General features: G+C 73.1%; 3 protein-coding genes. All 3 read left to right on the top strand.

Going from position 1 to position 2,331, the window contains the following annotated elements:
* Window positions 1-775, top strand: a 775-nt coding sequence (locus Q0112_RS05755) for a matrixin family metalloprotease (protein WP_297972654.1), incomplete at its 5' end; no start/stop codon positions are given.
* Between the two features lie 107 nt (window positions 776-882).
* On the top strand, window positions 883-1,674 hold the full coding sequence (locus Q0112_RS05750; RefSeq protein ID WP_297972650.1) for a ferredoxin--NADP reductase: 792 nt from the start codon (window positions 883-885) through the stop codon (window positions 1,672-1,674).
* A 10-nt stretch (window positions 1,675-1,684) separates the two neighbouring features.
* On the top strand, window positions 1,685-2,331 hold a 647-nt coding region (locus Q0112_RS05745; protein WP_297972647.1), incomplete at its 3' end, for a DMT family transporter.

Genomic DNA, 2,331 nt, shown 5'->3' with positions numbered 1-2,331 from the left:
GAATCGCCGGTTGATCGCGGCGTGCCGCGCGGCTTGCGCGCGGGTCGCTGCTGCTCTAGACGATCGGAGGGGCGGAGCGTGGAGCGACGGGGCCGAGGTGCGGCGGGCCTTCATCGACAAGATCGTGGCCGGTGCGGCGGTGGCCGCGCTGCTGGCGCTGCCGGCGGCGGCCGCCGGCTATCGCCTGCTCGAGATCGACGGGCTGAACGTGAAATGGGGCGAGCCGCTGATGCGCAGCGGGGCGGAGGTGAGCTACGGCTTTGCCGCGGCGGAGGTCTCGATGCCCGGCGCGATCAACTGCCGGGCGCTCGCGCCCATCGCGCGACTCGCGGCCGCCTGGGAGCGCGATCCGGAACGGCTCGCCGAGATCGCGGCGGAGGCCTTCGGCATCTGGAGCCGGGAGGCGGACCTGCGCTTCCGGCCGGCGGCGCCGGGCGAGCCGCCCGACATCCTCATCGGCGCCCAGGGCGAGCCCGACCGCATCGCTTTCGCCAACGTCTGGCACGGGACGGGGCGGCAGGGCATCGCGCCGCTGACCCGCGCCGCCATCTGCTTCAACCCGCTCGTCGCCTGGTCGGACGGCGAGGGGCCGGATCCGGCGGGCGCGCTCGATCTGCCGACGGTGCTGGCGCACGAGATCGGCCATGCCATCGGGCTCGACCATCCGGGGGCGACCGGCGCGCTCATGGGCTACAGCAACCAGGGCGACATCGACCATCTGATGCCGGGCGACGTGGCCGGGGCGGTGGCGCTCTACGGGCCGGCGCGCGACTGACGGGCGACTGACGGGCGGTTGTCGCGTCGGTTCCCGCCGCGAGGGGTTCCCGTTCCGTCCGGCCGCGTGTATGAGCGCGGACGATTCCGTTGCGTGAGGCACGCCGTATGAACCAGGTGGTGGACAAGGCGCTGCGCGGCATGGCGCTGCTGAAGGTGGCGAACATCCGGCACTGGACCGACCGGACCTTCTCCTTCAGCTGCGAGCGGCCGCAGGGGTTCCGCTTCCGCTCGGGCGAGTTCGTGATGATCGGGCTGATCGTCGACGGCAAGCCGCTGCTCAGGGCCTATTCCATCGCCTCGCCCTCCTGGGACGACGAGCTCGAGTTCTACTCGATCAAGGTGCAGGACGGGCCGCTGACCTCGCGACTGCAGCATCTGGCCGCGGGGGACGAGATCGTCATGCGGCCGAAGTCGGTCGGGACGCTGGTGCATGATGCGCTGACGCCGGGCCGGCGGCTCTTCCTCTTCGCCACCGGGACGGGCATCGCGCCCTTCGCCTCGCTGATCCGCGAGCCGGAGAGCTACGAGCGCTTCGAGCAGGTGATCCTGACCCACACCTGCCGGCAGGTGGGCGAGCTCGCCTACGGGCACGACCTGGTCCGCCGGATCCGCGAGGACGAGATGCTCTCGGAGATGGTGGGCGACAAGCTGGTGCATATCGCCACCACCACGCGGGAGGAGAGCCCGCGCATGGGGCGGATGACCGAGTGGATCCGCGACGGGCGGCTGGCCGAGTCGACGGGCGCGCCGCTCGATCCGGCGACCGACCGGGTGATGATCTGCGGGTCTATGGCGATGCTGCACGACCACAAGGCGATCTGCGAGGAACTCGGCTTCGCCGAGGGGTCGAATGCGGACCCGGGGCAGTTCGTCTACGAGAAGGCCTTCGTCGACTGACGGACCGGCCGTGCCGGTGCACGAGATCGCCGCGCTCGGCGCGGCGGCCTGCTGGGCGGTGACCGGCATCCTGGCGCCGGGGCCGGTCGCGCATCTCGGCGCGCTCGCCTTCAACCGCTGGCGGCAGGTCTTCGCGGTGGCGATGTTCTCGGCCGTGGTGCTGGCCGGGGGGAGCTGGCGCCAGCTCGATGCCGGCACCGTCCTTCCGCTGGTGCTGTCGGGGCTCGTCGGCATCTTCATCGGCGATTCGCTCCTCTTCACCGCGGTCGGCCGGCTCGGGCCGCGGCGGGCGGGGGTGCTCTTCGCGCTCAACGCGCCGATCGCGGCGCTGCTCGGCTGGCTGGTGCTCGGCGAGACGCTGGGCGCGGCGGCGGTGGCGGGGATCTCGCTGACGGTCGCGGGCGTGTCGCTCGCGATCCTCTACGGGCGGGGGCGGGCGTCCGGCCATGCGCTCGAGGCGGTAAGGGGGTCGCTCCTCGTCGGGGCCGCCTGCGGGCTCGGGGCGGCGACCGGGCAGGCGACGGGATCGCTGATCGCGCGGCCGGTGATGGCGGCGGGGGTCGATCCGTTCGCCGCCTCGCTGCTCCGGGTCGTGGTGGCGGCGGCGGGGCTGACGCTGCTGGCGCGGCTGCCGCACCAGGGGCTGCGGCGCGGGCG

The organism is uncultured Amaricoccus sp. (assembly GCF_937858865.1).
Lineage (GTDB): Bacteria > Pseudomonadota > Alphaproteobacteria > Rhodobacterales > Rhodobacteraceae > Amaricoccus.
This window is presented reverse-complemented; position numbering and strand designations above follow the sequence as displayed.